This is a genomic window from Acinetobacter sp. ANC_7655 (genome assembly GCF_056784015.1).
Map to the genome: position 1 here is coordinate 1 of NZ_JBWYJB010000009.1, position 23,532 is coordinate 23,532.

The window sequence follows — 23,532 nt, forward strand, 5'->3', positions numbered from 1 at the left end:
TATTTTTGTACATGCAGCAATATATTCCATTAATATATGCTAAATACCTTATTTGAAATAAAGTATTGAAAATAGAGGTTAAGTAGTATATTAAAATACTAAAAAAGTATGGATTGAGGAAATTTCAATGGAATTAAGAACATTAAAGTATTTTGCTACTGTGGTCGAAGAAAAAAGTATTACAAAAGCTGCTGAAAAATTATGTATCGCACAACCACCACTTACACGACAAATCAAAAACTTAGAGTCAGAGTTAGGTGTCGTATTATTTGAAAGAGGCATGAGACCGATTAAAACAACTGAAGTTGGAGAATTTTTTTACCAATATGCTGTACAGATACTGACCTTAACAGCACATGCTAAATCGATGGTAAATCGATATAAAGTGACAGATACAACGGTACGAATTGGATATGTTGGTTCGCTTTTTTATTGGAAATTACCTGAGATCATTGATTATTTAAGAAAGCATATTGCAAATATAAAAGTTGAATTAGTGGAATGCGGAACTAGGGACCAGGTAGAAGCTTTGAAATTGGGAAAAATTGATATTGGGTTTGGTCGATTAGGAATTAGTGATCCTTCAATAAAAAGAATAGTGATCGAAAGAGAGCAACTTTTTTTAGCAGTGCACAAAGATCATACATTAGTGACCCAAAATGTTAAGGAAGTACATTTATCACAATTGGTCAACGAACATATTTATATATATCCAAATACTCCTAAACCAAACTTCTCAACTTTTGTTCAAGGAATATTCTCTGAACTTGACTTAATTCCCCAAAATCTGATCGAGACGAGAGAAATCCATATGGCATTGGGGATGGTGTCATCTGGTGAGGGGGGGTGTATTATTCCAAAGAGTGCATGCTCTATAGGTATGAAAAATTTGAAATTTATACCAATTCTAGATAATGAGGCTGAAAGTCCAATTACAGTTGCCTATAGAAGTATCGATAATAATGAATACATCAAACAAATATTAGATTATCTAGACGAATTGAAGAGCATGAACTAATTTTTATGATTAGATTAATATAAAATATCTATTTATATGTAATATTTAATGGAAAAATAAATAGAATAATAATGTTAAAAATGATATTAATTTTATAAATCAGCATAAATTGGCATGGATTTGTCATAGGGATAGCGCTGATCTATAAAATATTTAGGATGATTTCGATGGAAAAAATTTCCGAGTTAAAGAGTAATGATGCAAAAAAAAAGAATATTTATGCTTGGTATGTTGTAATACTTTGCATGATTGCATATATATTTTCTTTTATCGATCGTCAAATTTTGGCTTTGATGATTGAACCGATAAAAGCAGATTTGAATTTAACAGACACGCAATTCAGTTTACTTCACGGACTAGCTTTTTCTTTATTTTACGCATTCATGGGTCTTCCATTGGCTTATATCGCAGATCGATTCTCAAGACCAAAATTAATTGCTGCCGGGATTGTATTTTGGAGCATTGCAACAGCTTTATGTGGTTTAAGTAAGAACTTTATCCAGTTGTTCTTGAGCAGAATGGGCGTAGGAATTGGTGAAGCTGCTTTGTCACCTGCAGCCTATTCAATGTTTAGTGATATGTTTGCAAAAGATAAATTGGGTCGAGCTGTCGCTATTTATTCGATTGGATCTTTTGTTGGTGGGGGAATCGCATTCTTAGTAGGTGGTTTTGTCATTGGATTACTCAAGGACATGTCTCTTATTGCTGTACCCTTATTTGGAATGTTAAAGGCATGGCAAGTGGCGTTTATTTTAGTAGGTTTACCAGGAGTCATTATTGGCATATTGGTACTTTTAACTGTTAAAGATCCTAAGCGTAAAGGGCAAATGGTCGATGCGCAGGGGAACGTAGTAAAAGTGAAGCTTAGTGATACTTTTAAATTCCTGAAAAAGCATAAAAAAACATTTACATGTCATTATTTGGGATTTACTTTTTATGCCATGGCATTGTTTTGCTTAATTAGCTGGACACCTGCATTTTACATACGACATTACAATATGACAGCTACTGAAGTGGGCTATATGTTGGGTGCCGTGTTACTGATTTCAAATACTTTAGGTGTATTTGCGGCTGGTTGGATGAATGATTATTTTATTCAAAAAGGCAGAAAAGATTCGCCTATGTTTGTGGGTGTGATTGGAATCGTAGGTCTGATTATTCCAATGATTTTGTTTTCACAAGTTAATGAATTATGGCTATCAGTTACATTGTTGGTTGTTGCAATGTTTTTCGCTTCTTTCCCAATGCCGATCTCAACAACAGCAATGCAAATGCTTTCGCCAAATCAATTACGTGCCCAAATCTCATCTATCTTTTTACTCATCAGTAATTTGATTGCTTTAGGTATTGGTACCACATTAGTGGCTTTAATTACGGATCGTATTTTTGAAAATCCTTTAATGGTCGGTTCATCGATATCTATCGTTGGTGCAATATCATGCGTATTGTGCTTTGTATTATTGAAAGTGGGTTGTAAAGCCTTCGAAAATAGTTTGCAAGTTGAGTCTAAATAAATCATGTCTGAATAAAATAATGAGGGTACACCTATCATGTATTTATCGAATCTGAAACTTTTAAAGAAATTCAACTTATTGTCTTCAAAGGATTATTTTCAGATTAAAGATGTGATAGGACAATACTTGTGCCCTCATCAATTTGAAGTATTGAATGATGAATCTTTAGAAGTAAAATTAAGTGGGTTTTCATTTGGTCAAGTTGCACTATTTGAATTAAGTTACAATGCTCCAGTTCAAATTAGTTTTGGTGCTGAGTGTCAAAGTTATCTGTTTAGATTTAATTTGGAAGGGGAATGTAAAGTCAAATATGATCATTCAACTTATCAACAACGTCCTGGATTACTTACAGTTTCTCATCCTCATTTTGAAAATAGAATTGAACTCCAAGCCAAATGTAGAAATATCATATTAAAAATTGATCATGAGTTGATCAACACTGTTTTATATCGCTTGTTGGGGTATATCCCTCAAAAAAATCTTATTTTCGATAGTGGCATTTCCTATACATCTGAAGAAAGAATTTCAATTTTAGAAACACTGAACTACTTATGCTTTGCATATTCAAATATTGAAAACTGGTGGCAAATTTCTGATAGCTTTAGTTCATATTTGACTGAGTTATTACTGATCAAAATTCCACATAATTTCAGTGAACGAATCGCAGATAAAAAATATCAACTCATCCCAAGTTATATCAAAAATGCAGCTCATTTGATTGAGCAACATTATATGGAAGCAATCTCGATTGAGGAAGTTGCGAGGCTTGTAAAAGTCTCGGTAAGAACGCTTCAAAAGGGATTTAATACCTATTTGAACCAAACGCCTCTCAGTTTCATGACATCAATCAAATTGGACCGAGTTCATCAAGAACTTAAACACACTCAGGTTGATCAGCCTATAATTGATATCTTCAATGCTCATGGTGTAAGAAGTTTTGGACACTTTACTCGGCTTTATAAAAAACGTTATGGATGCACGCCTTCAGAAACCGTGAAACAAAACAAATTAATAGAAATAAATTCGTAATTCGAATAGCAGCACCGCTTTTTGACGCGAGTAAAAGGAAGAATCTTTCCTACTATCACAATACACAATAAATATGTAAGGGAAGAAAATGAAAATCACGGTTCTTGGCGGTGGACATGGATGTTATGCATCAGCAGTGGAGATGGCGGAAAAAAATCACGAAGTTAAATTATGGCGAAGAGATCGAGATTCACTAAAAGAATTAGCGAAATATGGTGAGCTTACTGTAAAAGACTTTCGTGGCACTAGAACAGTATCTGTTGGGGATGAACATCAAAAAATCCAACTTGAAACTGATTTATCCAAAGCTATTGAAAACGCTGAATTGATTATTATTCCTTTACCCGCAACAAGCCATGAAGATTTATCGATTGAAATAGCACCCTACTTAACATCTGGTCAAGTCGTATTTTTACCCCCAGGTACTTTTGGAACATACCTATTTGCTCAAGCAATGCTTAAAGTTGGAAATAAGTCTGACGTGGCTTTTGCTGAAACGGGTACTTTGCCATATTTAGTAAGAAAACATAGTCCGAATTCTATCGTGATTAGTGTATATGCGACGCGATTGCCTACTGGGGTCTATCCAGCAAAATTAAAAGATCATGCTATTAGAGTATTAAAGCAAGCTTATGACAGCATCGAGCCTATAGAGGATGCTTTGAGTGGAGCTTTAATGAATGCAGGACCCATTATTCATCCTCCATTAATTATGCTCAATGCTGCACCTTTAGAACATTTTGATGTATGGGATATTCATAATGAAGGTACTCAACCTTCAGTGAGGAGAGTAACGAGCTTATTAGATCAAGAGCGAATGAATATTCGTGAAGCATTGGGATACTCGAAACAGCATTTCCCACTCGCAGATCATTACAATAAAGAGGGTGAAGGAGATGAGTGGATGTATGGTAGGGGGGCACATGGTAAGTTGACTGACAGTGGCGATTGGCGCGAGAAAATAGATTTACATTTACATCGGTATATGCTCGAAGACACACGATTAGGCCTGTCATTTATTGTATCGGTTGGTAAGTATGTTGGAGTCAAAACGCCGATTGCTGAAGGGCTTCTGAATATCGCATCATCAATTACCGGTAGGGATTTGTATAGTGAGGGTCGCACTCTTGAAAATTTAGGGTTATTTGATTTAACACAGCAACAATTAAAACACCTGTTGAACTCCGGAGAGCAATCTGCATGATTAAAAATATTATTATTGTAGGTGCAGGTAGAATGGGTAATGCGATTGCGATCGCATTCGCATATGCAGGAATTGAGATTGCACTTGTAGACGTAAAAGATCGAAACCCAGCAGAAAAAAATGAATTTCTGCAAAAATGGAATGACAGCCTCGACCAAGAGTTGCATCTCTTAGAACATATCGGGATGTTAGTGAATGATCAATGTAAAGTATTAAAAGAAAGAATTCATTTCTATTTCAAAGATAATCAAACTATTGATTGGAAAAATTGTGAATTAATTATTGAAGGTGTACCTGAAATAATGACTCATAAACAACACTGTTTTCGGTGGTTGGAACCCTTAATTTCTAAAAACTGTATTGTGGCATCAACGACTTCGACCTTTTTGGTCACTGATATAGCAAAATTAATTTCTCATCCAGAACGTATTGTTAATGCGCATTGGCTTAATCCTGGATATTTAATGCCTTTAGTTGAGCTAAGCCGATCTGAGCATACTGCTGATATAGCAGTAGAAAAACTAAAAACATTACTTGAGGCAATTGGTAAAGTCCCTGTGATTTGTAATGCAGTTGCTGGATACATTGTTCCAAGAATTCAAGCATTGGCAATGAATGAAGCAGCGAGAATGGTTGAAGAACACGTAGCAAGTGCTGAGGATATTGATAAAGCGATTCGTACAGGTTTTGGTTTGCGTTTTTCTGTGTTAGGTATGCTAGAGTTTATCGATTGGGGTGGAGGAGATATTTTGTATCATGCTTCTGAGTATTTGAGAGAAGAACTTGGTGAGCGTTACAAAGCCCCTGATATTATCAAAAAAAATATGATGGAAAATAGAAATGGCATTAGAGAACTATCAGGTTTTTACAAATATGAAAGTATGGATATTTATCAATATAAACTAAATGTCATATCAAAATTCGCTGAAAATTTGCGATTTAATCAGCTTATTCCACAATATGAAATTATGAAATAAGCGTTAGTAGGTAAAAAGATTTTAGTCTTTTTACCTATTTGGCATTAAATTGAATATTTTCTTTAATTGTAAATTTAGTGACTCAAGTTCTTGTTCATCAAAAGAATTTAATATACCAGCTAAAGTAACACGATTGATCTGATTAATTTCATCCACAAGACCATATCCTTTTTCAGTGAGCTTCACCATAGAAATCCTTTCATCATGAGGGGATGAGAAAACTTCAACTATCCCTTCTTCGACTAATCTATAGATTGCCTTAGTTGCAGTTGTTAATTTGATTGTTGCTAAATTAGCTATTTCAGTGATATTGGCTTCACCGAGAGCATTTGTACTCAAAATGATTTTTCTTTTTGTATTATCGAGACCTATTTTTTTTAAAGATTTATCAATCAATTGGGAATACTTACCATTAACTTGAGATATCCAAAAAAATGGAAAATTTTCCAAACTTTTGGGATCGTTATTTGGCAAATAATTTTCAAAATTTTTTAACATGAGCAGCAATTAAACTTAAAAAAATATAATTGATTATACAAGAAAAAAGACAAAGATTATTTTATTTCAAAATAACTTGACAAATACATTAATTTTTCAGATATTGATGTTGAGTATAAAAATACATGGAAAAGTGAATTGAATATTATATCTAGAAGTCTCTCTTTAGGAGATGGAAAAATTAGAGTCATGGTTAAAGACTCAATTGATATACAAAATGAAGTGACGACACTTGGAACTCAGGCGCGCGTTGAATCATGCCCTGCAAACTCACACGCTGAAATTATAAAAAATATACTCAACAGTGATTGCAAAATTATTGGAAAAACTCATCTTCATGAACTTGCATTCGGTATAACTGGAGTAAACAAAAACTTCGGAACACCTTTAAATGTTAAGTATCCGAAGCTTATTCCTGGAGGTTCTTCCAGTGGTTCGGCTGCAGCTGTTGCGGCGGGTCTAGCAGACTTTAGTATTGGTACAGATACAGGTGGCTCAATTCGTATGCCAGCCGCTTGCTGTGGAGTGTATGGTTTAAAACCTTCATTTGGGCGTGTTAGCCGTGTTGGGGTTTGGCCAAAAGATACCACTTTAGACTGTGTTGGGCCATTCGCATCAGATATCAATAATCTGATTCTTGCTATGCAAATCATTGATCCTACTTTTAAACAAATCCAAATTGATCAACAGCAGATTCAATTAGGAATATTGCGTGTCGAAGCGGAATCTGAAATTTGGCATGTCTTAGATGCTGAGTTAACAAAAATTGATTTACCTCAAAAAAATCTAGTCATAAACAATATTGATGAAGCATATCAAGCAGGTATGTCGATCATTAATTATGAAACTTGGGGTGCATATCATGATCTTACTCAAACTGGACTTCTAGCCAATGATGTTCAGCAGCGTTTATTAAAAGCATCTGAAACCACTCAAAAAGATGTTGAAAATGCTGAATTAATCAGAACTGAATTCACAAAGCAGATCAATGATTTACTCAACAACGTTGATGTCTTGATACTGCCGACACTACCTCAATTTCCACCTAAATTAGACGAAGCTGAAAATACTGTTGCTTTCCTCAATTTAACTAAGCTCGTGCGACCATTTAATTTATCGGGCCATCCAGCGCTCACGATTCCATATGAAACATCAAATGGCTTACCTGTCGGTATGCAATTAATCGCTAAGCATGGTGAAGATGAAAAATTGTGTGCTATTGCACAACACATTGTCGATATTACGAAGCATTCACAAGGAGGTGGCAAATGAGCAATTTAGCCAAAGATCAAACTGAGAGCTTGATTGATCTTGAAGAATTATGTCAAGAGATTAGACAGCGAGCGTGTTCAGGTGAATTCGACGAACAAGCATACGTGAGTCAAGACATTATTCAAAAACTGAAATCAATTGGGGTATATCGTGCTTTAGTTCCTAAACGTTTCGGTGGTGATGAGGTTTCACCGCGTACGTTTTGTGAACTTATTGAAAGGCTTTCTAAAGCAGATGGATCAGTAGGTTGGGTTGCAAGTTTTGGTATGAGCCCAGCTTATCTTGGGAGTTTACCTGAAGAGACACTTTCTGAACTTTATAAAAATGGCCCAGATATCGTTTTTGCTGGTGGAATTTTTCCACCGCAAGCTGCTCAAGTGACCGATGATGGTTTAGTTGTAAAAGGCCGTTGGAAATTCTCAAGTGGTTGTAAAGGTGCAGATATCGTTGGTGTAGGCATTGCCCCGATCAAAGATAATGAATCTCATGGCTTACCACGTATGGCTGTTTTACCAGCGCATAAAGCACAAATTGAAATGACGTGGGATACAGTAGGTTTAAAAGGCACAGGTAGTCACGATCTCATTGTCGATAATGTACTTGTACCTGAGCATTGGACTTTTGTTCGGGGTGAGCCATCTAAACTCAGCGAACCATTTTTCAAATATCCATCCCTCTCTTTGGCGACTCAAGTCCTCACCGTAGTCGGAATTGGCGTAGCCTCGGCGTCATTGGAAGAATTTAGAAAATTAGCTCCAGGTAAGTCGTCGATTACTGGAGGTGCAGAAATTGCTAATCGACCTATCACTCAGTACGAATTTGCGAAAGCTGAAGCTGAGTTCCTAGCTGCAAGAACATGGTTCTACAACACCATGGATATTGTATGGGAAGAAGTACTCAACGGGCGAAAACCTGCGCCACATTTAATTAGTGATATGCGTCTATCTTGTACACATGCTGCAAGAGTCTGTGCAAAGGTCACACGCAAAATGCAAATGTTAGCTGGGATGACTGCCATTTATACCAACCATCCATTTAGTCGCTTTGTGAATGACACGAATGTCGTGACACAGCATGCATTTATGGGTGATGCAACTTTACAAAATGCTGGTGCGATGAGCTTTGGGCTTAATCCGACACCTGGATATTTATAAATGACCGAAAAGAAGGAAATCGAAATGGAAGCTAAAAAATCATTACGCGTATTGTTCTGTATGGGGATTAACCAAAACTTCTTTGATGCAGAGCCAGCAGAAGCAAAGGCAGTATGGGCAGCATTTGGTGAAATGTGGAATGGTATCCATGATTTACCTGGCGTTCATGTATACGGCAACTTAGATGATGATCAAAGCATGGTAGGTGCAAGTACGGGTTGGCCTTGGACAACCTATTTATTGGCTGATGTACCTGATATTGAAACAGTTCATGCTGCATGTAATTTATTCCGTACGACTGTGGTCGGAGAAGGTCCATATAAACTTTGGAAGTATTGCAAAGTTGAAGCAAGAGTTGGTCGTGAATTAATTATTCAACGATAAGGATATCGATATGGTCGACTCTAATGAACTCAAAAGCATTCTTCAACGTCTTCAACAGTTGGAAGCGCAGAATCAAATTCGTAATTGCGTAAATCGCTATATGGAAATTTGTGATGAACTTAATCAAAACACAAATTTAGAAGCGCTGATGGATTTATTTGATCGTGAGTGTATTTGGGAGGGGGTAGGGAAAAAATACGCCCAGTCATTTGGTCGGCTTGAGTCTTGGCGGGCAGTATATGACATGTTTAAAACATACACGCTGAAGGACTCGCATTTTGTTATGAATGCACATTTTGTGAATTCTGAACAAATTTATATTGATGGTGATGTGGCTGTTGGTCACTGGTTGATGTTGCAAACATCAACTTTCAAAACGGGTGCAAGCCACTTGAATGCAGCCAAACTGACAATCCGTTTTAAGCAACAAAATAATGGCATTTGGAAAATCAAACACTTCCAAACAGAAAATATTTTCAGTCGACCAGTAACGCATTGGACCAGTGATGATGAGTTACCAGTACCGCAATCAAATTTAGTCGGTTGAGTTGCATAAACAGTTATAAGGGAATACATGATGAATAGTGCAATACCAGTTCAAAATATTGAAATTGATTACAATGAATTAGTTCAAAGTGACCGAGTGCATACCTCTTTATATAAAGATGCACAAATCTTTGAAGATGAAATGGAAAAAATTTTCTACAGCACTTGGGTTTGGGTTGCTCATGCAAGTGAAATTCCAGATGCTGGTAGTTATAAAACGATTAATATTGGTAAACAACCTGTAGTGGCTGTACGAGATCGTAAGAAAAAAGTCCACGTTTTACTCAACCGCTGTCGCCATCGTGCTGCTACAGTTTGTGAGCATAAAAAAGGCAAAACAAATAGCTTTGTATGTCCATATCATGGTTGGAGTTACGCTTTGGATGGTACATTGCGTGGCGTTCCTTCACCTGAAAGTTATGGTGAATGTTTAGATAAATCTGAATTTCCACTGATCAGCCTACGTGTAGAAGAATATAACGGCATGATCTTTGCGACCTTCAAAGACGATATTGAGCCATTAGAAGACTTTTTAGGTGCTGCGAAAAAGTGGATTGATCTATTCATGAAGCAAGGCGCAGGTTATCCAGTCAAAGTATTAGGTGAACATCGTTTTACATTCCCAGGTAACTGGAAAATTCAGTTGGAAAATACAACTGACGCGTATCATTTCCCATTAGTTCATAAATCATTCTTAAGTTCTGTAGACGAAAAAACAGAAGAGCTTTTCAACTTTGAAAATCAACCAGGCTATGTTGAAGATCTAGGAAATGGTCACAGCGTGATGGTGATGATTCCAGAACTGGTAGATCTTGATGAAGAGTTGATGGAGCGACCAATCCAAGAGCGTTTTGAAGAACTTGCCCAAGCGCTACGTGAAGAAGGTCATGAGGAACTTGAAGTTCGTCGAATTTGCCGTGCTGTCGGTGGTTCGGGCTTTAACTTAAATATTTTCCCTAACATTGCATGTTCTATGGCGTTCTTCCGTGTAATGCAACCATTAGCGGTAGATAAAACTGAAATTCACCACTCAGTGATTACGATGGATGGTGGACCACAAATTGCCAACCAATATCGCCTACGTCTACATGAACATTTCCAAGGTCCTTTCGGTTTTGGTACGCCAGATGATGCGGAAGCTTGGGAGCGTGTACAGCATGGTGCAAATGCGGGCAATGATCTTTGGATCATGTTGAACCGTGGTTTACCAGGAGAAGTCAAAACTGAAGATGGTCTGAAGAGTGACGTGAGTGCTGAAACAGGCATGCGTGGCGCTTACCAACAATGGAAAAAGTTGATGACGGCTTAAGGGGAAGAGCATGAAAATTAATTTAAATCTTTTGAACGAAGTTACAGCATTCATTTGGGCTGAAGCTGACATGTTAGATCATTCAGAGTATCAAGCATGGTTAAGTTTATGGAATGAAAATGGTAAGTACATCATTCCAATAGACCCATCATTGACAGATTACGAAAACCATTTGAACTATGCATATGACAATCACCACATGCGTCAATTACGTGTAGAGCGTTTAGAAAATGGTGAAGCAATCTCGACAGCTCCCAAGGCCAATACTGTTCGTAGCCTGTCACGTGTGCGAATTATTGAAGAAACTGATCACAAGATAATTTTACGCTGTGCACAAAATTTAAGAGAGTTCCGCAAAGAAAATTTGCGTCATTACACTGCTGATGTGATTTATGAGCTAATACGTCAAGAGAATGGCGAACTCAAAATAGACCGTAAAATTATCAATCTAGTCAATTCGACAGATACCTTAGCTGGTATCAGTTACATTTTATAGGAGGTGACCATGTCACAAGTTGTTTTGGTTACTGGTGCTGCCTCTGGTTTAGGTAATGTGATTGCTGAATATTTTGCTGAACAAGGGCATCAAGTTATTTTAACTGCAAGTACCTTAGAAAAAGCGGAAAGTGCTAAAGCTGAGAGTCAGTATCCATCGCAAATGTATCCCTTAAAACTGGATATATCAGTAGAGCAGGACTTTAGAGAAGCAGTGAGTTGGATTGAAACTCATTTCAACAAGTTGGATGTTTTAATCAATAACGCCACAGTAACTAAAGCAACTCCTGTCCTTGAAATCACTGCGAGTGATTTTGATTGGGTGACACAAGTCAACCAACGAGGAACCTTTCAGTCATGCCAAATTATTGGTCAATATATGGCATCTAAAGGCTTTGGTCGAATTATCAACATGGCTTCATTGGCTGGTCAGAATGGTGGTACTGCAACGGGAGCGCATTATGCAGCTTCAAAAGGGGCAATCGTAACTTTGACTAAAATTTTTGCAAAAGAATTTGCCGCTAAAGGTGTGACGGTAAATGCCGTAGCACCAGGACCAATGGAGTCTCCAATAGTACACAGCGTTGTTTCAGATGAAAAAATGGAAGCGTTTATCAATAACATTCCTGTCAAGGCTTTAGGCAGTATGAGTTTTATCGCTGAAACTTGTGCTTTGTTAGCATCCCCACAAGCAGCTTTTGTGACAGGAGCAACATGGGACATTAACGGAGGACTATTTATGCGCTAAGCATTGGCTTAGTCATAAAGGGGGAAAACTATGAACGAAAAATACTCCGTAATAGTAAATAAAAGATCAGTAGAAGCGGAAAATGTTGTTGTCTTAGATTTAATTTCAGCAACTGAGTCTCCATTACCTGAAATCGAAGCTGGATCACATATCGATCTATTCCTGCCTAATGGGTTAATCCGTCAGTATTCTCTATGTCAAGATCCTAGTTTAAAAGGTGTTTTTCGACTAGGGATCTTAAAAGACGAAGCATCAAGAGGGGGGTCACTGTCGGCGTTTAATGACATCTTTGAAGGGATGCAACTACAAGTCAGCCATCCTAAAAATTTGTTCCCATTGTTAGATGCATCTCACAGCATTTTAGTTGGTGGTGGTATTGGGATTACACCGTTAATTACCATGGCTTATGATTTATTAAATAACGATAAGTCATTTGAATTGCATTATTGTGCAGCTTCCAAACAAACCGCTGCATTTGTAGATGAAATCAAGCAAGGTCCCTTAGCGAGTTATACAACTTTCCATTTTAAAGATGATGGTGCAAATCATCGTGAATTTTTTGATCACGCAATGAAAGATATTGCCAAAGATTCACATTTATATACCTGTGGTCCTAATGGATTTATGGATTGGATTATTAATCTTGCTGAGTCTAAGGGTTTTAGTTCCGATCAATTACATAAAGAATATTTTCAGGTAGATATTGATTTAGGTGGTGCTAGTTTTGAAGTTGTTGCACAACAAAGTGGTAAAACGATTCAAGTAGCTCCAGAGGAAACTATTCTGCAAGCTTTAGCGCGAGAAGGGATTAAAGTCGAGTTATCGTGCGAACAAGGCGTTTGTGGAACGTGTATGTGTGATGTGCTTGAAGGCGAACCCGATCATCGAGACGTCTACTTTACTGACGAAGAAAAAGAAAGTAATGAGCAGATTTTAGTGTGTTGTTCTCGATCAAAAACACCGAGATTAGTTTTAGATATTTAATAGTTGAATTGCCATCATGGAAGGTCATTTTGGGATTCAGGAGAAGGGAATGAATAGTTATCAAAAATCGGAAGAACAAGCTATTGATCCGATGAAATTCCGCAGAGCACTCGGTAATTTTGCAACTGGGGTTACCATTATTACAGCGCAAAATGCGCAAGGTGAAAAAGTGGGTGTAACTGCCAATAGTTTTAACTCAGTTTCATTAGACCCACCTTTAATCTTGTGGAGTATTGATAAAAAATCGACCAGTTTTGAAGTTTTTAAAAACTCTAGTCATTTTGCAGTCAATATTTTATCTGGATCTCAAATCGAGGTATCGAATAAATTTGCTAAACGCAATATTGATAAATTCGAAGGAGCAAACTACCGTTTGGGTGTAGGTAATGCTCCAGTTCTGGAAAATTGCTCTGCTGTTTTTGAATGTGAATTATTTCAAATTGTAGAAGGCGGGGATCACTGGATTATTATTGGAAAGGTCGTTAATTTTCAAGATGAAGGTCGTAGTCCATTAGTATATCACCAGGGTGCGTACTCAGCAGTAACACCACACCCAATGTTAAGAATTAAAGATTCAAATCCAGTCCAAACTGATGATTTGGGTCAACTATATCAAGGTAACTTATATAATAATGTTGCCTATCTCATGAGTCGAGCATTCAAGTTTTATCAAAATGATTACATCCCAAAGCAATTAGTCACAGGTTTTAGAACGAGTGAAGCTCGAATGCTTTTAGTGCTAGGCAGTGGTGCAAGTTCATGCAAAGATGATTTACCACGTGATATAGCAATGCCTATGCGAGAAATAGAAAGAGCAGCGGAAATCCTTAAGAAGGATGAGCTACTAGTCGAAACAGAAGAATTCTACCAATTAACGGATAAAGGTAAAAAAACCGCACATTATTTATTTGATATAGCTGATGAGCATCAAAATGAAGTATTTGCAAAATACAGTGACCAAGAAAAGAATACCTTTATCACCATTCTAAAAGATATTGCGGGTATTCATTAAATCAAATTGGGCTAAATGTTAGATCATTTGGCCTTTTTTTCAATCTATGAAGATTTAAAAGGGATTTAATTATTAATTAAGGTATATAAATATACTTAAAAGAAAATTGAATTTTCTATGGAATTGGAAAAGAATTGGGTTGAATATATGAAATTTCATATAGCTGAATAGAAAAAATTAAACAGGGTTGAGTGAGAAAATCAGTAAAAAACTAAGGGGAAGTTGAGTGAAAAAGTTACCTACATTTGCAATACTAGCAATTTGCTGTAATACAGCAGTTTATGCGGACTTGGTAAAAGATAGTCAAACGACAATAAATTTAAGAAATTTCTTTATTGATCGAAATAACACAACACAGCCTGATGTTGGTAGTTGGTCACAAGCATTAGGTCTAAAGTTTAGTTCAGGTTATACCAATACACCCATTCAGGTGGGTTTTGACGTGACTTCAAGTTACGCACTAAGATTATCAAATCATAATGCTGAAAGGTCTGATTCGATCTTACCATTTGATCCCATAAAAAATGAGCAAGAACGTAGTTATAATAAATTTGGTGCAACCTTAAAGCTGAAATATAAAGATTCTGAGCTATTAGTTGGGGAACTTTCGCCAAAAACACCTGTTGCATTTATTGATGATTCACGTCAGTTGGTGACAACATATGCTGGTGCGGCATTTGAAACCAAAGCCATTCAAGATTTAAAACTGTCTGCTGGACGAATCACGCATATTAATGCGCGTAATGATGATGAGTTTGAAAAACTAAGCTTGTTTGCACCAGGTAAAGCAAGAATAGAAAGTAATGGTTTAAGTTATGTTGGTTTAGACTATAATTTTAGCCCTAAAATTTCAGGCTCTTACTGGTTTGGTCAGCTGGAAGATATTTATAACCAACATTATTTAAATGCAGCATATAACACTCAAATTGGCGACTCTAAAATCAAATTAGATGCACGTTATTTCCATAACAGTGAAGCTGGTGACAAATACTATGGAAACATAGATAGCAAAACATTTGGCGTTCAGGCCAACATTCAAAATGGCTCACATAGTTTTGCTGCAGGTGTTCAAAAAAATTCCGGGGATACCAATTTTCCAACATTTGATGGATTCGCTCCTCAACCTTTCCTACATACTTGGTCAACTTTAGGTTTCATCAAACCTGAAGAACTTACTTATCATGCACTTTATTCTTATGACTTTAAAAATGTTGGTTTGCCGGGTTTAAGAACGACTTTGCGTTATTTATATGGTACGAACATAGAGCGTAATGGCCTACCAGATAATAAAGAAACTGAAGCTAATTTCATTGTCGGCTACACCGTTCCAGAAGGGTCTTTTAAAGGGTTGGGTATAGAATGGAGGTATATCGACACGACTACTAAATATGGTGCAGGAACAACCAATGGTAATGATTTTGTTGAAAATCGAATCATTACTACATATAGCTATAAATTCTAATTACATAAACAGTTAATGGACAAACTGGAGATTATATGATGTTTAAAAAATTATTATTATCAACAAGCTTAATCGCAATTGCCACTTATGCTCAAGCTGATATCACGATTGGAGTTGTGACATCATCATCCGGACCTGTAGCAATGGTAGGTATACCACAAAAAAATACAGTTGCTTTATTACCTAAAAAAATTGGTAATGAGAACGTTCGATATATTTCTCTTGATGATGCGAGTGATCCTACAGCATCTGTCAAAGCTGTCGAGAAACTAATTAAAGAAAACAAAGTTGATGCAATCATTGGTCCTTCTGGTTCACCAAATGCTTCTGCTGTGATTGGGACGATTGCTAAAGCGAAAGTACCTCTTCTTGCACCGGTTGGAACTTCTACGATAGTCATGCCAATGACGGATCAAAAAAAATGGGTGTTTAAGACCACTCAGAATGATGAAATCATCGCAGAAGCGCTTGTGCAAGATATGGTGAAGCGAAAAATTACAACTCTAGGATTTATCGGTACTGCTGATCCGTACGGAGAAAACTGGGGAAAAGTCTTAGCGAATTTAGCAAAGAAAAATGGGATTAAAATCGTTGCTCAAGAATCATTTCAACGTCAAGACACCTCTCTAACTGGTCAAGCGTTAAAACTCATAAGTAAAAAACCACAGGCAATTCTAGTTGCAGCACCAGGCAGTTCAGCAGTGCCTCCACAAACTGCTTTATATGATCGAGGCTATCGAGGGCAAATTTATCAAACGCATGGTGCGGCTTTAGATCAATATTTAAAAATGGGTGGCAAGAAAGTAGAAAATACGATTTTAGCTGCCAGTTTAATGCTTGTTTTAAATGAAGTATCTAATACACATCCTTCTAAGAAAATTGCTACTAAATATATCAATGATTATAAAGCAAAATATAAACAAACACCTGCAACCTTCGGGGCAAATGTGTATGACGCAGGTCTTTTGCTTGAAAAAGCTGTACCGACTGCTTTGAAAAAAGCAAAGCCTGGCACCGTGCAATTCCGTGAAGCTCTACGTGATGCATTGGAATCTACAAAAGAAGTCGCAGGAACTCAAGGCGTGTATAACATGAGCCCATCTGATCATAGTGGATTTGACAAGCGTGGGCGTGAAATGATCATTGTTAAAAATGGTCAGTGGAAACTACTGAAGTAAATTTAGCTTTTCATAAATGAACTCAGAGCGATATGCATATATCGCTCTAGGTAAATTCATCCTCAAAAAAGGGTAGGAAGATGTTATGGATTTAAATATCGCGTTAATTTTGGGGCAGGATGGTATTACCAGTGGTGCTATTTATGCATTATTAGCGCTTTGTATCATTTTAGTTTTTACTGTCACTCGGATATTACTTATTCCATTGGGTGAATTTGCTGTGTTTGGTGCATTGACTTTGGCATCCATTCAAGCAGGTATTCCAAGCTTAATAGTTTGGCTGGTCGTTGCGTTTTTTATTGTCAATACAAGTCTGGATTTATACGCTAAATTTTTTAAAAATCAAATATTTAATATCAAAATATTTATTGCATCAATAATTTATATTTCTTTGATCGTTATCGCGATGTACACACTACCTTTAGCGACGCTTCCAATGCCAATTCAAGTTTTATTGACTTTGGCTGTGATTACACCGCTTGGTCCTCAAATGTATCGCACTTTTTTTCAACCTTTAGTGGCAGCCAAACCTTTAGTCTTATTGATAGTGTCGATAGCGGTTCATGTGGCATTAGTCGGTTTAGGACTCGTGATATTCGGTCCAAATGGTGCTCAAACACAACCGTTTAGTGACAAAAGCTTTGAGATTGGAACTCTTGTTTTAAGTAGTCAAACTTTGATCATTATCGCTTCATTCTTTGTGATGATTTTAGTGCTTTGGTATTTCTTTGAAAAAACACTCTATGGCAAGGCTTTGCATGCAACCGCTGTCAATCGAATCGGTGCACAGCTCATGGGTATTTCTCCAATCTTTGCGGGCAAACTGACTTTTGTTTTAGCTACATTTATCGGAACCTTATCAGGCATTTTAATTGCACCGATCACAACCCTGTACTACGACTCAGGATTTATTTTAAGTCTGAAGGGATTTGTAGGGGCAATCATTGGAGGACTAATCAGCTTCCCAGTCGCAGCAATTGGTGCCGTGATTGTTGGTGTTATTGAGTCTTTCTCGATGTTTTGGGCAAGTGATTACAAAGAAATCATCGTCTTTACATTAATTATTCCTTTCTTACTTTGGAAATCGCTCACAACTCGTCATGTTGAGGAGGATGAAGAATGAAATCAAAAACTTATTTCTTTATATTTGCGCTTATTGTATTCATCAGTCCATTTTTTTTACCGACCTATCAAGTCACTTTATTGAACTATATTGGTCTAAATGCATTAGTCGTGTTGGGTCTTGTATTGGTGACAGGCGTTGGAGGCATGACTACATTTGGTCAAGCAGCCTTAGTGGGAATTGGCGCATACGCAACTGCTTACTTAACTGTGACTGAACAATTACCAAGTTTCCTCGCATGGACAGGTGGAAATCCTTGGTTTGGACTTCTGCTCGGAATAGTTATCACAGTCGCATCTGCGATTTTGGTGGGTGGCTTAACACTTAAACTTTCAGGGCATTATCTGCCTTTAGGTACGATCGCTTGGGGCATTTCACTTTATTATTTCTTTTCCACCATTGAAACTTTAGGTGGGCATTCTGGAATTTCGAATATTCCCTCTATTTCTATCGCAGGATTTGCCTTTGATAATGGCAACAAAATGTTCTACCTCATTTGGCTCATTGTATTCATTGCCATTATTTTGACAAAAAATCTTTTAAATTCTCGAGAGGGTCGAGCAATCCGTGCTTTGAAAGGCGGACAAGTAATGGCTGAGTCTATGGGAGTAAATACGTTTAGAGCAAAAATGATCATCTTTGTGATTGCTGCAATTTTTGCATCAATTTCAGGGTGGCTTTATGCACACACGCAAACTTTTATTAACCCGACACCTTTTGGACTCCAAATGGGTATCGACTACTTGTTTATGGCGTTGTTAGGCGGTGTCGGTAGTATTTGGGGTGCAATATTAGGTGCAGGCATATTCACCATGGTACGCCAATGGTTGCAAGATGCTTTGCCTATTATTTTTGGCGGACAAGGTCATTATGAAACAATCGTATTTGGATTAATCATTGTTGTATTGATGCAAAAAGCACCATCAGGGATTTGGTCATTTATTACTAAGTTGATCCCAAATAAATATAAGCCAGTAGATTTATATCCTTCAATCCACCCCATTCCTCAAATGGACAAAGTAGAAAATCAAATCAACAAGGGTGAATTGATATTAGATGCGAAGAACATCACGAAAAAATTTGGTGGCTTAGTTGCGAACAATGAAATGAATCTGAAAATTCACGCTGGAGAGGTTCTCGCTTTAATTGGTCCGAATGGTGCTGGTAAAAGTACCATGTTCAATCAAATATCAGGTGTAGATGTTCCAACAAGTGGTGAAGTTTTATTTAAAGGTAAAAAAATAAATGGCATACCATCCAGAGAAATTGCCAAATTAGGATTAAGTCGCACATTCCAACACGTAAAAATATTGCCTGAAATGACTGTATTAGAAAATACAGCCATAGGTGCACATTTGCGCGGAGAAAAAAGTGTCATCTCATCCATGTTACTTCTTGATCGAGTTGAAGAAAATGAACTTCTCAATGAGGCTAAATATCAACTAGAACGTGTAGGGCTTGGAGAATATTTGTATGTCGAAGCTGGCAGTTTAGCACTCGGGCAGCAACGTATTTTAGAAATTGCACGTGCTTTATGTGCGAACCCAAGCTTATTACTACTTGATGAGCCCGCAGCAGGATTAAGATTTAAAGAGAAACAAGCCTTAGCTGAACTTCTAGCGAAATTACGTGCTGAAGGTATGGCGATTCTCTTGGTCGAGCATGATATGGACTTTGTCATGAATCTCGCAGACCGAATTGTGGTCATGGAGTTCGGTCAAAAAATTGCTGAAGGATTACCAGAAGAAATTCAAAAAAATGAAGCTGTATTGGAAGCTTATTTAGGAGGTGCTGCATGATCACAATGCTTGGAAATCAAGAGGGCACGCCTCTGCTAGAAGTAAATAATTTGAGTGTTGCTTACGGAAAAGTCGAAGCGCTTTCAAATTTTAATATGCGTGTTAATCAAGGCCAAATTGTTTCTGTTGTTGGTCCAAATGGTGCGGGTAAAACAACTTTATTGTCTGCAATTATGGGGGTGCTGGGTTCTAAAGGACACGTCGATTTCGATGGACATGTGGAGCAATGTCCACAGGTTGAGCAAATGGTCATTCGTGGGCTTGGATTAGTGCCTGAAAAACGAGAGTTATTTGGAACAATGTCTATTGAAGACAATCTTATGCTTGGCGCTTTTCAACGCTATCGCCAAAGAGACAAAGAGATTTTGAGCACTTTAGATGAAGTGTATGACATTTTTCCTCGTTTGAAAGAAAGACGATCACAGCAAGCAGGAACACTTTCTGGTGGTGAACGACAAATGCTTGCAGTAGGTCGTGCACTCATGGCTAAACCTAAATTGTTGATGCTTGACGAGCCGAGTTTGGGATTAGCGCCACTCATCACCCGAGAAATTTTTAAGGTGATTGACCAATTAAGAGGACATGGCGTGTCTATCTTGTTAGTTGAGCAGAATGCTAGAGCTGCTTTAAAACTTGCAGATTATGCTTATGTCTTAGAAATGGGAGAGCTTTCAATGGAAGGAAAGGGCTCTGATTTAGTTGAAGATCCAAGAATTATCGAAAGTTACTTAGGAATTAATAGTAAGCATCAAGACGTATTAGCTATTTAGAACATAACTACTTATACGCTTTTCAGGGTTTTGAATGGATGTCAAAAAAAATTTTGGTATATGGTGCTGGAGCCATAGGCTGTGTAGTTGCTGCTAGATTAACGCTAGCAGGACACCAAGTCACTGTTTTAGCGCGAGGGGAAAAAGTCGAAACGCTAAAGCAAAAAGGGATTCATTTAAAAGATGTACTGGGTGAATTTCAAGTACATCCATCTCGAATTGTGGATACTGAAGAATGCATTGAAAAACAGGATTTTATATTTATAGCAACCAAGTTTAACGCTTTATACGAAATCTCAACTCAGCTGAAGCGTTATATGTATAACGCGACAGTCATCGTGCCGTTAATGAATGGCATACCCTTTTGGTATTTTTACGGTTTAGAGAATAATTCTGAACATTCAAGCATAAATTGTTTAGATCAACAGGGCGTTTTAAATGACCATTTTCCATTAGAACATTTAATTGGCGCTGTCGTATTTATTACAGCGCAAAGTGTCAATGGAAATGAGGTCAAATCAGACAATCCATATTTGTTGATCTTTGGTGAGCCGAGTCATCAAATGACTGAACGATTACATGCTCTTGTTGAATTGTTTGAAAATACAAGTATCGAAGCACGACCCGTAGAGAACATCCGAGATCAAATTTGGACCAAGGTTATGGCTAACTTGAGCTCCAATCCATTATCGGTTGTGGCTGATGCTCCGCTAAGTAAAATTTATTCTGATCACAATTTAACTCGAATTACGCAACAAATTTTATATGAAGTTCGAGCTGTTGCGGCTTGCTATGGCGCTCGTATCAATATCGACCCAAACACATTTTTAAAATTGGGTTCAGAGATGGGGGAAACATATACATTAATGTGGCATGACTACAAAAATCATCGCCCTTTAGAGTTAGCACCCATTGCAGAAGCTGTATTTGAATTGGCAGATGCTTATGAATGTCCGATGCCGACATCCAAACTTATATATGAATTAACGGTCTATTTAAGCGAACAAGCCAGAACAAGGAATAATGAAGATGAAAAATAATGTATTGAATGTGTCTGAAGCTGAATGGGCGCTCAGAGTTAAATTAGCGAATTGTTATCACCTTATTGATTATTTTGGTTGGACGGAAACAATTTTTAATCATGTCTCAGCGCGCTTACCAGGAGCTGAACACTATTATTTAGTAAATCCTTTCGGCTTGAACTATACGGAAATCACACCCGAAAATTTATTAAAAGTTGATTTAAACGGTAATAAAGTGATTCATTCTGAATATGATGCCAATCCTGCAGGATTTGCTTTACATAGTGCTGTTCATGGTGCTCGTGATGATATTCGATGTTTAATACATACACATACCACACCAATCAGTGCCATTGCACAAAAGAAAGATGGCTTTAAAAATGACAATTTTTATGGTGCGCAGTTATATGGTCGGGTAGGCTATCATGCCTTTGAAGGCATTACCCTATTCGAAGAAGAAAAACAAAGAATGATCAAAAGTTTAGGTGATCATCACATTCTGGTACTTAGAAATCATGGTGTAGCTGTGGGAGAGAGTACGATTGAAAAAGCTTTTTTCCTACTCTGGACAGTTCAACGAGCGGCAGAAATACAATGCCAAGCGGATTCAATGCGTGGTGACGATGTTGAATTAGATCATATCGTAAAACAGAAGTGTGCAGACTTAACTCAAATGTTAATTCAAGAAAGTGCTTTCGCAGATAAGTTTTTTAATGCGATGGTTCGAAAAATGCAGGAAAACAAACACTAGTTCAGGGATAAATTGCGATGAATACGATATTAAAAGAGAAAATCAGTCATAAGTCGGCATGGGTGGGCAAAGACCTAAAAAATCAGACAGATTGGATTTATTATTTAAGCGCAGAAATGCTTCATGAATTAAGCCAAAATTTGCAATTGATAGAACAACAAGATCTAGAAATTGATCAATTGAATAACACGCATTTAACGATTAATAATTCACAAGTTTTATCTGAATTTAAAAAATATGCCGATGAGCTTGAGAATGGATATGGTTTCTTTCTATTAAAAGGTTTGGATGTCTCTAAATTTAGTGAACGCCAATTGGCGATTATTTACTATTTAATAGGCATGTATATGGGTCAACCCGTTACCCAAAATCCTAAAGGCGATTTATTGGGTAAAGTAGAAAACGTTGGTGATCTTAACAACAAATCAACGCGAGTTTATGAAACAAACGCATATCTCCCTTACCACACTGACTTATCTGACGTAGTTGGATTGCTATCAATTAGAAAAGCAATGAGTGGAGGATTGAGTAGTCTCGTCAGTGCTGCCACAGTCTACAATAGAATTTTAGAAAATTATCCTGAATATCTAGGTTATTATTATCATCCGACTTATTGTGATCATCTTGGTGACTCAGAACCAACACTCACGCCTATATTTAGCTTTTATGACAATAAATTAAGTTGCCGATACTTAAGAGCATATATTGAACTAGGACATGAGCGAAAAGGAATACCTTTATCCAGAGTTCAAGTCGATGCGCTTGATATTTTCGATCAGTACATACAAGATCCTGATCTCAGACTAGATATGATGCTTGAACCGGGTGATATGCAGTTCTGTAATAACTATTGTGTAATGCATTCACGATCGTCATTTATAGATGATGAAGACATCTCAAAGCGAAGAAAATTATTAAGATTATGGTTAAAAATGCCTAATGCCCGATCTTTAGCCAAGGATTTCCCAGGTAGAAATGGTATTCAAAAAGTAAATCTTTCTTAAAAAATGCTCAATATTTGACTACAACCTGACTCGGACTTTTAAGTCCGAGTCTTTTTTTTGCGATTACTCAAAAGTTGTAACACTGAATCTGATTTAGAGATGAGTAAAAATAATAATTACGCACTCATCTGATTGATCACCTAAATAATATTCTTTTTTTGTTAACGCGCTATATGGTTCGGCATTATATCGTCTAACAATATTCACACTTTGAATGAGTTAAGGTGAATCAGCTTCTGGAAGTGAGTTTTCCTCATTCAGCAGTCCTGAACGCATTTT

The 23,532-nt window shown here is 37.1% G+C and carries 23 protein-coding genes; 22 read left to right on the forward strand and 1 reads right to left on the reverse strand.

The features are described 5' to 3' along the window. The first annotated feature begins 127 nt into the window (after nucleotides 1–127). The 5 genes from AC1M9N_RS10155 (at nucleotide 128) to AC1M9N_RS10175 (ending at nucleotide 5,742) form a co-directional block, all read left to right on the forward strand. Nucleotides 128–1,018, forward strand: a complete 891-nt coding sequence (locus AC1M9N_RS10155) for a LysR family transcriptional regulator (RefSeq protein ID WP_035266330.1) — start codon at nucleotides 128–130, stop codon at nucleotides 1,016–1,018. 167 nt (nucleotides 1,019–1,185) lie between these two features. After that, entirely contained in the window at nucleotides 1,186–2,532 is a 1,347-nt protein-coding gene (locus AC1M9N_RS10160) for a spinster family MFS transporter (protein WP_481954704.1), read from the forward strand. A 36-nt stretch (nucleotides 2,533–2,568) separates the two neighbouring features. Then, nucleotides 2,569–3,561 carry a helix-turn-helix transcriptional regulator gene (locus AC1M9N_RS10165; protein ID WP_481587688.1) on the forward strand — a complete coding sequence of 331 codons (993 nt, stop codon included), beginning with the start codon at nucleotides 2,569–2,571 and terminating at the stop codon, nucleotides 3,559–3,561. Nucleotides 3,562–3,649: 88 nt separating this feature from the next. After that, entirely contained in the window at nucleotides 3,650–4,765 is a 1,116-nt protein-coding gene (locus AC1M9N_RS10170; RefSeq protein ID WP_481954705.1) for an NAD/NADP octopine/nopaline dehydrogenase family protein, read from the forward strand. Further along, nucleotides 4,756–5,742 carry a 3-hydroxybutyryl-CoA dehydrogenase gene (locus AC1M9N_RS10175; protein ID WP_481596413.1) on the forward strand — a complete coding sequence of 329 codons (987 nt, stop codon included), beginning with the start codon at nucleotides 4,756–4,758 and terminating at the stop codon, nucleotides 5,740–5,742. The genes AC1M9N_RS10170 and AC1M9N_RS10175 overlap by 10 nt, the downstream gene beginning before the upstream one ends. A 30-nt stretch (nucleotides 5,743–5,772) precedes the next feature. Here the strand turns inward: AC1M9N_RS10175 and AC1M9N_RS10180 are convergent, their stop codons facing one another. Continuing rightward, nucleotides 5,773–6,240: a MarR family winged helix-turn-helix transcriptional regulator gene (locus tag AC1M9N_RS10180; protein WP_092767678.1), complete on the reverse strand. Its 468-nt coding sequence runs from the start codon at nucleotides 6,238–6,240 to the stop codon at nucleotides 5,773–5,775. Nucleotides 6,241–6,378: 138 nt separating this feature from the next. Here AC1M9N_RS10180 and AC1M9N_RS10185 point away from each other — a divergent pair, with 138 nt between their 5' ends. From AC1M9N_RS10185 to AC1M9N_RS10265, 17 genes are all read left to right on the forward strand, one after another. After that, nucleotides 6,379–7,512, forward strand: a complete 1,134-nt coding sequence (locus AC1M9N_RS10185) for an amidase (RefSeq protein WP_481608044.1) — start codon at nucleotides 6,379–6,381, stop codon at nucleotides 7,510–7,512. After that, a complete protein-coding gene (locus AC1M9N_RS10190) occupies nucleotides 7,509–8,666 on the forward strand; it encodes an acyl-CoA dehydrogenase family protein (RefSeq protein ID WP_481592079.1) in 1,158 nt (385 codons plus the stop codon). Before AC1M9N_RS10185 ends, AC1M9N_RS10190 begins: the two co-directional genes overlap by 4 nt. Nucleotides 8,667–8,690: 24 nt before the next feature. Continuing rightward, nucleotides 8,691–9,050: a hypothetical protein gene (locus tag AC1M9N_RS10195; protein WP_035266405.1), complete on the forward strand. Its 360-nt coding sequence runs from the start codon at nucleotides 8,691–8,693 to the stop codon at nucleotides 9,048–9,050. Between the two features lie 10 nt (nucleotides 9,051–9,060). Next, nucleotides 9,061–9,597, forward strand: a complete 537-nt coding sequence (locus tag AC1M9N_RS10200) for a nuclear transport factor 2 family protein (protein WP_481954706.1) — start codon at nucleotides 9,061–9,063, stop codon at nucleotides 9,595–9,597. A 30-nt stretch (nucleotides 9,598–9,627) separates the two neighbouring features. Beyond that, a complete protein-coding gene (locus AC1M9N_RS10205; protein ID WP_035266339.1) occupies nucleotides 9,628–10,905 on the forward strand; it encodes an aromatic ring-hydroxylating oxygenase subunit alpha in 1,278 nt (425 codons plus the stop codon). A 10-nt stretch (nucleotides 10,906–10,915) separates the two neighbouring features. Beyond that, complete coding sequence (locus tag AC1M9N_RS10210) at nucleotides 10,916–11,401, forward strand: aromatic-ring-hydroxylating dioxygenase subunit beta (RefSeq protein WP_481590755.1); 486 nt, start codon at nucleotides 10,916–10,918, stop codon at nucleotides 11,399–11,401. Between the two features lie 9 nt (nucleotides 11,402–11,410). Next, nucleotides 11,411–12,148 (forward strand): SDR family NAD(P)-dependent oxidoreductase, encoded by a 738-nt coding sequence (locus AC1M9N_RS10215; protein ID WP_481587683.1) that lies wholly within the window; start codon nucleotides 11,411–11,413, stop codon nucleotides 12,146–12,148. Between the two features lie 30 nt (nucleotides 12,149–12,178). Further along, on the forward strand, nucleotides 12,179–13,132 hold the full coding sequence (locus tag AC1M9N_RS10220) for a PDR/VanB family oxidoreductase (protein WP_481596401.1): 954 nt from the start codon (nucleotides 12,179–12,181) through the stop codon (nucleotides 13,130–13,132). Between the two features lie 49 nt (nucleotides 13,133–13,181). Beyond that, entirely contained in the window at nucleotides 13,182–14,144 is a 963-nt protein-coding gene (locus AC1M9N_RS10225) for a p-hydroxyphenylacetate 3-hydroxylase reductase component (RefSeq protein WP_180028234.1), read from the forward strand. Between the two features lie 226 nt (nucleotides 14,145–14,370). Continuing rightward, nucleotides 14,371–15,606, forward strand: coding sequence for an OprD family outer membrane porin (locus AC1M9N_RS10230; RefSeq protein ID WP_481587681.1), 1,236 nt, complete (start codon nucleotides 14,371–14,373; stop codon nucleotides 15,604–15,606). Nucleotides 15,607–15,641: 35 nt separating this feature from the next. Further along, the gene (locus AC1M9N_RS10235; RefSeq protein ID WP_481597781.1) at nucleotides 15,642–16,784 is read left to right on the forward strand and encodes an ABC transporter substrate-binding protein; all 1,143 of its coding nucleotides are present in this window, start codon (nucleotides 15,642–15,644) and stop codon (nucleotides 16,782–16,784) included. 85 nt (nucleotides 16,785–16,869) lie between these two features. Continuing rightward, nucleotides 16,870–17,907, forward strand: a complete 1,038-nt coding sequence (locus AC1M9N_RS10240) for a branched-chain amino acid ABC transporter permease (RefSeq protein WP_481597782.1) — start codon at nucleotides 16,870–16,872, stop codon at nucleotides 17,905–17,907. After that, a complete protein-coding gene (locus tag AC1M9N_RS10245) occupies nucleotides 17,904–19,706 on the forward strand; it encodes a branched-chain amino acid ABC transporter ATP-binding protein/permease (RefSeq protein WP_481609105.1) in 1,803 nt (600 codons plus the stop codon). The genes AC1M9N_RS10240 and AC1M9N_RS10245 overlap by 4 nt, the downstream gene beginning before the upstream one ends. Then, entirely contained in the window at nucleotides 19,703–20,476 is a 774-nt protein-coding gene (locus AC1M9N_RS10250) for an ABC transporter ATP-binding protein (protein ID WP_481590751.1), read from the forward strand. Before AC1M9N_RS10245 ends, AC1M9N_RS10250 begins: the two co-directional genes overlap by 4 nt. A gap of 38 nt (nucleotides 20,477–20,514) precedes the next feature. Then, entirely contained in the window at nucleotides 20,515–21,516 is a 1,002-nt protein-coding gene (locus AC1M9N_RS10255; RefSeq protein WP_481954707.1) for a ketopantoate reductase family protein, read from the forward strand. Beyond that, entirely contained in the window at nucleotides 21,506–22,249 is a 744-nt protein-coding gene (locus AC1M9N_RS10260) for a class II aldolase/adducin family protein (protein ID WP_228143120.1), read from the forward strand. The genes AC1M9N_RS10255 and AC1M9N_RS10260 overlap by 11 nt, the downstream gene beginning before the upstream one ends. Nucleotides 22,250–22,266: 17 nt before the next feature. Next, complete coding sequence (locus AC1M9N_RS10265) at nucleotides 22,267–23,253, forward strand: TauD/TfdA family dioxygenase (protein WP_481587677.1); 987 nt, start codon at nucleotides 22,267–22,269, stop codon at nucleotides 23,251–23,253. The last annotated feature ends 279 nt before the right edge of the window (nucleotides 23,254–23,532 follow it).

Bases quoted from the DNA above. Each gene is read 5' to 3' on its own strand.
- AC1M9N_RS10240 (WP_481597782.1), top strand. From the start codon at position 16,870: ATGGATTTAAATATCGCGTTAATTTTGGGGCAGGATGGTATTACCAGT.
- AC1M9N_RS10260 (WP_228143120.1), top strand. From the start codon at position 21,506: ATGAAAAATAATGTATTGAATGTGTCTGAAGCTGAATGGGCGCTCAGA.
- AC1M9N_RS10205 (WP_035266339.1), top strand. From the start codon at position 9,628: ATGAATAGTGCAATACCAGTTCAAAATATTGAAATTGATTACAATGAA.
- AC1M9N_RS10250 (WP_481590751.1), top strand. From the start codon at position 19,703: ATGATCACAATGCTTGGAAATCAAGAGGGCACGCCTCTGCTAGAAGTA.
- AC1M9N_RS10245 (WP_481609105.1), top strand. From the start codon at position 17,904: ATGAAATCAAAAACTTATTTCTTTATATTTGCGCTTATTGTATTCATC.
- AC1M9N_RS10220 (WP_481596401.1), top strand. From the start codon at position 12,179: ATGAACGAAAAATACTCCGTAATAGTAAATAAAAGATCAGTAGAAGCG.
- AC1M9N_RS10265 (WP_481587677.1), top strand. From the start codon at position 22,267: ATGAATACGATATTAAAAGAGAAAATCAGTCATAAGTCGGCATGGGTG.
- AC1M9N_RS10165 (WP_481587688.1), top strand. From the start codon at position 2,569: ATGTATTTATCGAATCTGAAACTTTTAAAGAAATTCAACTTATTGTCT.
- AC1M9N_RS10235 (WP_481597781.1), top strand. From the start codon at position 15,642: ATGATGTTTAAAAAATTATTATTATCAACAAGCTTAATCGCAATTGCC.
- AC1M9N_RS10170 (WP_481954705.1), top strand. From the start codon at position 3,650: ATGAAAATCACGGTTCTTGGCGGTGGACATGGATGTTATGCATCAGCA.
- AC1M9N_RS10255 (WP_481954707.1), top strand. From the start codon at position 20,515: ATGTCAAAAAAAATTTTGGTATATGGTGCTGGAGCCATAGGCTGTGTA.
- AC1M9N_RS10215 (WP_481587683.1), top strand. From the start codon at position 11,411: ATGTCACAAGTTGTTTTGGTTACTGGTGCTGCCTCTGGTTTAGGTAAT.
- AC1M9N_RS10160 (WP_481954704.1), top strand. From the start codon at position 1,186: ATGGAAAAAATTTCCGAGTTAAAGAGTAATGATGCAAAAAAAAAGAAT.
- AC1M9N_RS10210 (WP_481590755.1), top strand. From the start codon at position 10,916: ATGAAAATTAATTTAAATCTTTTGAACGAAGTTACAGCATTCATTTGG.
- AC1M9N_RS10180 (WP_092767678.1), bottom strand. From the start codon at position 6,240: ATGTTAAAAAATTTTGAAAATTATTTGCCAAATAACGATCCCAAAAGT.
- AC1M9N_RS10190 (WP_481592079.1), top strand. From the start codon at position 7,509: ATGAGCAATTTAGCCAAAGATCAAACTGAGAGCTTGATTGATCTTGAA.
- AC1M9N_RS10195 (WP_035266405.1), top strand. From the start codon at position 8,691: ATGGAAGCTAAAAAATCATTACGCGTATTGTTCTGTATGGGGATTAAC.
- AC1M9N_RS10225 (WP_180028234.1), top strand. From the start codon at position 13,182: ATGAATAGTTATCAAAAATCGGAAGAACAAGCTATTGATCCGATGAAA.
- AC1M9N_RS10200 (WP_481954706.1), top strand. From the start codon at position 9,061: ATGGTCGACTCTAATGAACTCAAAAGCATTCTTCAACGTCTTCAACAG.
- AC1M9N_RS10155 (WP_035266330.1), top strand. From the start codon at position 128: ATGGAATTAAGAACATTAAAGTATTTTGCTACTGTGGTCGAAGAAAAA.